Below are 7,323 nucleotides of genomic sequence, written 5' to 3' on the forward strand. Positions count from 1 at the left end.
CCTCCCCCGGGCTCAGTGGGCCAGCACCGGGACCGGCACCTCGTCCTCGAGGGACTCGCCGGACCCGCCGGGGCCGCCGGAGGCCACCGGGGTGGTGCCGGGGCGGCCGGCGTTGACGAAGGTGAAGGCGATCAGGGCGGCGAGGCCCAGGATGCCGACGGCGAACCAGATCGCGGCGGTGTAGCCGTGCACCATGCCCTGGAGCCGCACCAGCTCCGCCTGCGGCTTCGCGGTGGCACCGGCGATGTGCCCCTTGACGTACGACGTGGTCGCGGAGGCGGCGATGGTGTTGAGCAGGGCGGTGCCGATCGCGCCGCCCACCTGCTGCGAGGTGTTGACCATCGCGGAGGCGACACCGGCGTCCCGGGGCTGGACGCCCTGGGTGGCCAGGGACATGGCCGGCATGAACGCCGTACCCATGCCGAGGCCGAGCAGCAGCATCGCGGGCAGCAGCAGGGTGCCGTAGGAGGAGTCGATCCGCAGCTGGGTCAGCAGCAGCATGCCGAGGCCCGCGGAGAGGAAGCCGGGGCCCATCAGCAGCCGGGCCGGGACCCGGGTCATCAGACGGGTGCCGATCTGGGTCGAGCCGGTGATCATGCCGGCCACCATCGGCAGGAAGGCGAAGCCCGTCTTGACCGGCGAGTAGCCCTTCACGACCTGGAGGTAGTAGGTCAGGAAGAGGAACAGGCCGAACATGCCGATGATCGCGAGGCCCAGCGAGAGGTAGATACCGCCGCGGTTGCGGTCGGTCACCACGCGCAGCGGCAGCAGCGGGGCCTTGACCCGGGACTCCACGACGGCGAAGGAGACCAGCAGGACCGCCGACGCGACGAACATCGCGACGGTGACGGTGTCGCCCCAGCCGTCGGACTCGGCCCGGGTGAAGCCGTAGACCAGCGCGACCAGGCCGAGCGTGGACAGGATCACGCCGGGGACGTCGAGCGGGGAGCGGTTGCGGCCGCCCTGCGGCTCGCGCACCACGAGGAAGGCGCCGGCCGCGGCGACGGCGGCGAACGGGAGGTTCACGAAGAAGGTCCAGCGCCAGTTCAGGTACTCGGTGAGGAATCCGCCGAGGATCAGGCCGACGGCACCGCCGCCGCCCGCGATGGCGCCGTAGATGCCGAACGCCTTGGCCCGCTCCTTGGCGTCGGTGAACATCACGGCGAGCAGGGACAGCGCGGCCGGGGCGAGCAGCGCACCGAAGACGCCCTGGAGGGCGCGGGCGCCGAACATCATGGCGCCGGTGGTGGCGGCACCGCCGAGCGCGGAGGCGGCGGCGAAGCCCGCCAGGCCGATGAGGAAGGCGCGCTTGCGGCCCCACTTGTCGGCGATACGGCCGCCGAAGAGCAGCAGACCGCCGAAGGCGAGGGCGTAGGCGGTGACGACCCACTGCCGGTTGCCGTCGGTGATGCCGAGGTCGTGCTGGGCGGAGGGAAGGGCGATGTTCACGATCGTCGCGTCGAGGACGACCATCAGCTGGGCGAGCGCGATGAAGACGAGCGCCTTCCAGCGGTTGGCGTCGCCGCCGGTCCGCGGGGCGGCGACGGACGCCTTGAGGGGTGTTTCAGGCATGGGGGTATCCACTTCGGGACTACGGGACGTGCGGAAGATCGGGGAGATATCAGGGGAAAAATGCCGAGAAATCGGCTGGAGGAAGGTGAAGGGAGGAGGGAGGGCCGCCGGGGGTCAGCCGGCGCGGATCAGGGGAGGCGCAGTTCCTCCAGGGTCACGGAGGCGCCCGGCAGGGCGGAACGGGCGGGGGCCCGCAGGCCGTCCAGGAACAGCTGGAGATGACGGTGGACGAACCGGTCGCCGCGCCCGCAGTCCGTGCCGGCCGGGGGCCGGCTCAGCTGGGCCACGACGATCAGCAGGTCACCGACGCCCACATCGGCCCGTAGCTGCCCGGCCGCCGCGGCGCGCTCCATGATCTGCGCCACGAGCCGTTCGACGCGCTCGCTGGCGGCCACCAGGTCGGGATGGTGCTGGTCGAAGGTGCTGGAGATCATCGGACACAGCGCGCTGATCCGCTCGTCGGCGGCGGTGTGCACGAAGTGCTCCAGGGCGGCGAAGGCGTCCCCGGTCTCCGCGAGGGCCGCCTCGGCCGCCTCGGCCGTACGGTCCATCACGGAGCAGACGACCTCGCGGACGAGGGCGTCGCGGTCGGGGAAGTTGCGGTACACCGTGGCGTTGCCGACGCCGGCCCGGCGGGCGATCTCGTCGAACGGCACGTCCGGGCCGTGCTCGACGAACATCTCCCGGGCCGCGGTGACGATCCGCTCCCGGTTGCGCAGGGCGTCGGCGCGGGGCCGGGGCACCTTGCGCGCGGCGGGGGCGGTGGCGGTCGACACGGCGTACTCCTCTGACGGAGGGGGGCGATCCGGGGAGCCAGTCCCCGTTTCGCTCGGACAGAGGGGTAAACGGGGAGACAGTCCCCGGTTATTTCCCGCCCCCGCGAAGAAGTCGCGTGTCCTGCGTCACACGCGCGGTGCGCCGGGATTCACCCCCGTGCGGACCGGCTTTCCCACGATCGGCCTCCTCCAGCGCGCGTGCCCCGCCCCCGCGACCCAGGGTGATCGCAAGGGTGCAGCCGGAGACCGGCGGCTGCCGTGGAGCGAGAGGTCCATGCATGCAGCCGAAGCCGCCGGCACCGCGCCGTACACCTCTCTCTTCCCTGCTGTCCTCGCCGCGTGCCGCGCACGGGCGGGGGCTGCGCGGGGGCCTGTGCCGGATACGCCGGCCGCGCCCGCGCCCCTCCGGGGTGTCCCGCGGCCGCGCGCGAAGCCGTATACGCCCGCGCCGTGTGGCCGCGCTCGCCGTGGTGACCGCACTGACCCTGACGGTCAGCACCTCGGCCGGCACCGGACACCTCACGGCGCCCACCACCGCCGGGCCCATCGGCCTGGCCCGCGCCTCCGCGCTCTCCCCCTGCCTGATCCGCAGCGGCCCGGAGGTGCAGATGACCGAGGGGCTCCCCACCCCGCACGGCTACTCCCGCTCCACCGGCACGGTGCACGCCCTGACCCTGATGGTCGACTTCCCCGACGCGCCCGGACCGGGCAGCGCGATGGACCGCTTCCACGAGTTCTTCCCACAGACCCAGGAGTGGTTCCGCACGGCGTCGTACGGCCGCCTCGACTACCGCCCGGAGACCCCGATCACCGGCTGGCTGCGGATGCCGAGGACGTTCCGGTCGTACGGCATAGAGCGCGGGGCGCCCTTCGACCCCGGCTACCGGCAGCTGGTGCAGGACATCGTGGCCGCCGCCGACCCGACGGTGGACTTCCGCGCGTACGACCTCCTGAACGTGCTGGTCACCCCGACCGCCGGGCCGTCCGCGCTGGACACCGTGCTGTCCGTGACCTTCGCCGGGAACGCCGACGCGCCGATCGCGGACGGGGTGCCCATCGCCAACGCGTCGTTCGTCTACTCGCGCCAGGACGACGGTTCCGGTTCCTACGCCCGCACCGGCTTCCGGGTGCTGCCGCACGAGAACGGCCACACCCTGGGGCTGCCCGACCTGTACACCCAGGAGGGCGGGAGCGCGGTGGGGCACTGGGACATCATGAGCGAGGACTGGGGGGCCGACAACGATCTGCTCGCCTGGCACAAGTGGAAGCTGGGATGGCTGGACGCCGCGCAGGTCGGATGCCCGGTGACGGCCGGCAGCACGGACTACATGCTGACACCGGTGTGGAAGACGGGCGGCGGGAAACTGGTGGTCGTGCCGGTCGACGGGCACAGCGTCTACGCGCTGGAGGTACGGACGCCGGGCGGCAACGACGAGGTGGTGTGCCGGCCGGGGGTCCTCGTCTACAGGGTCGACGCGGGGGTGGACACCGGGCGGGGGCCGATCACCGTGTCCGACGCACACCCCGCGAGCGGCGGCTGCACGCGCAGCCCGAACGTCCACACGGAGCTCTCCGACGCTCCCTACTCCCCCGGCGAGACCTTCCGGGACCCCCGGCATCGCCTCACCGTCCAGGTGATCAGCGGCGATGCGGAGGGCAACTACCGGGTGCGGGTGACGCGGGAGTAGGGAGCGGTCCGTCAGGAGTGGGGCAGCGGGAAGGTGTTGAGGCGCTCCTCGGGCAGCGGGGTGGTGCGCCAGCCCAGGCGGACCGCCGTGTCCTGGAGGCGTCTGCCGCCGAGCGGCAGATAGGCGGCGGGGGCGACGGAGACGGTGCCCGGTACGACGACCCGCAGGACGTGCATGCCCGCGGCGGCCGCCTCCGGGGTGGTGAGGTCCACGGTGACGACGTCGTGGCCCGCGGCGGCGACCCGGTCCACCAGCTCGGCCGCCGAGAGGCGCTGCGGCCGGCCGGTCCAGCGGCCCTCGGGCAGGTCCCAGGCCCAGGGGGCGCAGCGGGCGGCGGCGCGCGGGTCGAGGTGGAGCTGCTGCTGGCAGATCTGCTCGACCACGTCCGACCAGTCCGGCCGGTAGTCGTCCAGGTAACGGCGGTCCTGCCGCCAGGGCTTGAGCGGTGACGGCCGTCCCGGGGTGTCCATCCGGGTCGCGGGGTCGGCCAGTACCCGGCAGGTGATCTGGAGGGTGTGCGCCTCGGCGAGCGCCTTGGCCGCGGCCTCCTCCTCGTCGGCGCGGGCGGCGCAGCCGTAGGTGAGCCAGCCCTCGGTGGTGCTGCGCACCCCGGCGGCGATGACCGGCAGGCCGAACTCGTTGTCGACGCGGACGAGCCGGGTCTCGAAGGTGTCCTCGGCGCCCTCGCCGAGCGCGCGCAGCCGGTCCGTCGGGGGCAGCGCGGGCAGGGTTGCGGCGTTGGCCCACCACACGGCGACGGCGTCCCGCTCGATGATCTCCTCCAGCCCGGACAGCAGGGCGAAGTCCGCGGTGGGACCCGCGGCGATGCCGCCGATCACGGGGAAGGAGTAGTACGGCTCGGGGTGCGGGTGCGGCATGTGCGGCCACGCGGTGTACACGAGGAAGGCGGGCACGAGGACGGGCTCGCCGTCGACGGCGCTGCGGCCCTCCACCCAGTGCGCGGGCGAGTCGGTCCGGAAGGGCTGGAACGGGAAGCCGGGCGTGGCGTACTGGCGGTCGGAGTGCAGCGCCAGGCTGCGCGGGTCGAGCGCCCGCAGTCCGCGCCGGGTCAGCTGCTCATGGGTGCCGTACACCGGTTGTGCGGGCGGGCAGGCGCCGCAGTGGCGTTCGACGGCCTCGCCCTCCGCGGAGCGGCGGGCCTGCTCCGGGTCGGTCCAGGAGGTGCCGAAGGAGTGCCGCTCGGCGTGCCAGGGCAGCCGGTCGGTGACGTCCCGCAGCTCGGAGACGGCCAGGTGGAGGCGGGGTGGGGTGCCGCCGTACCCGGTGAAGGTCTGCGTCCCGGTGACGAAGGCGGACAGCGGGGCGGGCAGGGGGCCGGAGCCCGGCGCCGGACGGTCGACACCGTCCGGGCCGGGCTTCGAGGGAGCGCTGGTCTGCATTCCGCTTACGCGGCGTAGGCCGGGACGCAGTTGGTCGGCGCGAACGCCGGAGCACAGGTGTTGGGCGCGAAGGCCGGAGCACAGGTGTTCGGGGCGAAAGCGGAGACACAGGTGTTGGGCGCGAACGCCGGGGCGCACGTGTTCGGCGCGAACGCCGGGGCGCAGGTGTTCGGCGCGAAAGCGGACACGCAGGTGTTGGGCGCGAACGCCGGGGCGCACGTGTTCGGCGCGAAGGCCGGGGCGCAGGTGTTCGGGGCGAACGCGGACACGCAGGTGTTGGGCGCGATGTGGCTCATGTCGGGTTCCTCTCGACGGTGTTGTCCGTAAGGGATTCGGTCGTGCTTGACGTGCCTTTTTCGGTGGTGCCTCCCCGTGCGGCGGACCGCGCGGGGAAGTTCTCGGGTCGCGGCCGCGTTCCGTCCGCGGCGCGCAGGAGCAGGGCGCATCCGGCGCCGACCGCGCCGCCCGCCAGCACGCACCCGGTCCACAGCGCACCCGGGCCGGCGTGCGCGAGCAGCCAGGTGCCGCCGGCCGGTCCGACGAAGGCGGCGGCCGACCAGGCGCCGGCGTACACGCCCTGGTAGCGGCCTCGTTGGTGGACGGGGGCCAGCCCGGCGGCGACGGCGCCCGCCATCGGCGCGAAGAGCATCTCGCCGGCCGTCCAGACGACCACCGTGGCCGCGTACGCCAGGGTGCCCCGGGCCAGGCCGGTCAGGCCGAAGCCGACGCCCGCCAGGACGGCGCCGGCGAGCAGCACCAGGGCGCGCGGGCCCTTGCCGGCCAGGCTGCTGACGGGCAGTTGGAAGACCGCGATGAGCAGGGCGTTCAGCGCCATCAGCAGGGCGAAGACCGCGGGGGTGTGCCCGTGTGCGGTGACGACGACGGGCAGCGCCGCCGACCGCTGCTCGTACACGGCGGCGAAGATCAGGGTGCACAGGACGAAGCACAGGAAGCGGAGGTCCTTGCGCAGCGGCAGCGAGGGGTGCGCATCCGCGCCGTGCCCCTCCCCCGCCGGGGACGCCGTGGACGCCGTGGACGCCGGGGCGGTTCGGGCCGGGCGGGTCTCGGGGACCTTGACCAGGACGAGCGCGCCGCACAGCAGGGTGGTCGCCGCGTCGGCGAGGAACAGCGCGGTGTAGCCGTGCTCGACCAGCAGCCCGGCGAGCACGGCGGAGACCGCGGTGCCGGTGTTGACGGCCCAGTAGTTGTAGGCGAAGGCGCGGGGCCGGTCGGCGGCGGCGACCACGTCGGCGATCGACGCGGAGGCGGCCGGCCGGACCGCGGCGGCGCCGAACCCCGCCCCGAACGCGGCCGCGCTCACCACCGCCGGGGCGGTACCGGTGCCGAGCACCACCATGCTCAGCGCGGTGGCGCAGTGCCCGGCGAACATCGTCGGGCGGCGCCCGATCCGGTCGGCGAGCACGCCGCCGACCGCGGACCCCGCGATCGCCCCGGCGCCGAGCAGCGAGACCACGAAGCCCGCGGAGGACACGGAGTAGCCGCGGGCCTGGGTGAGGGAGAGGACGAGGATCGGCCCGGTGAACGCGCCGAGCCAGTTGATCAGCAGACCGGTCCAGATCCACCAGTACGCGCGGGGAAGATTCCGCGGACCACCGCCCATAATTCCCCTCCGCATTCCGTGCCCTGTCAGCCGGTCGCCGGAAATCCTCTTTCTCCGGACCCCGCACCGTCAATGAATGTGACGACAGAAATGCGTCAATCAACTACAGGGAATGGCGGGCAATTTCAGGAATATTACAGGGGAATTCAAAGTGGAAAGGATTAGTTCCGCACCGTCCAGGTGTCGCCGCCTGCCAGGAGTGCGGCGAGGTCGCCCTTGCCGTGTTGTTCGACGGCGGTGTCGAGTTGGTCGGCCATGGCGGTGTC

6 protein-coding genes are annotated in these 7,323 nt (G+C 73.3%); 1 reads left to right on the forward strand and 5 read right to left on the reverse strand.

What is annotated here, in order from left to right:
* Positions 1–12 precede the first annotated feature (12 nt).
* Positions 13–1,572 (reverse strand): MFS transporter, encoded by a 1,560-nt coding sequence (locus tag ACZ5CZ_RS38240; protein WP_468949436.1) that lies wholly within the window; start codon positions 1,570–1,572, stop codon positions 13–15.
* 128 nt (positions 1,573–1,700) lie between these two features.
* Positions 1,701–2,348, reverse strand: coding sequence for a TetR/AcrR family transcriptional regulator (locus ACZ5CZ_RS38245; RefSeq protein WP_385845042.1), 648 nt, complete (start codon positions 2,346–2,348; stop codon positions 1,701–1,703).
* Positions 2,349–2,800: 452 nt separating this feature from the next.
* Between ACZ5CZ_RS38245 and ACZ5CZ_RS38250 the strand changes: the two genes are divergently transcribed.
* Positions 2,801–4,036 (forward strand): M6 family metalloprotease domain-containing protein, encoded by a 1,236-nt coding sequence (locus ACZ5CZ_RS38250; protein ID WP_468949438.1) that lies wholly within the window; start codon positions 2,801–2,803, stop codon positions 4,034–4,036.
* A gap of 11 nt (positions 4,037–4,047) precedes the next feature.
* On the opposite strand, the gene ACZ5CZ_RS38255 is transcribed toward ACZ5CZ_RS38250, so the two are convergent.
* From ACZ5CZ_RS38255 to ACZ5CZ_RS38265, 3 genes are read right to left on the reverse strand one after another with little or no spacing between them, the layout of a single operon-like run.
* Positions 4,048–5,436: a YcaO-like family protein gene (locus ACZ5CZ_RS38255; RefSeq protein WP_468949440.1), complete on the reverse strand. Its 1,389-nt coding sequence runs from the start codon at positions 5,434–5,436 to the stop codon at positions 4,048–4,050.
* Between the two features lie 5 nt (positions 5,437–5,441).
* A complete protein-coding gene (locus tag ACZ5CZ_RS38260; protein ID WP_385845047.1) occupies positions 5,442–5,732 on the reverse strand; it encodes a hypothetical protein in 291 nt (96 codons plus the stop codon).
* Positions 5,729–7,057, reverse strand: a complete 1,329-nt coding sequence (locus ACZ5CZ_RS38265) for an MDR family MFS transporter (RefSeq protein WP_385845049.1) — start codon at positions 7,055–7,057, stop codon at positions 5,729–5,731. The genes ACZ5CZ_RS38260 and ACZ5CZ_RS38265 overlap by 4 nt, the downstream gene beginning before the upstream one ends.
* Between the last annotated feature and the right edge of the window lie 266 nt (positions 7,058–7,323).

The sequence above is a fragment of the Streptomyces sp. NPDC031418 genome (assembly GCF_055581605.1).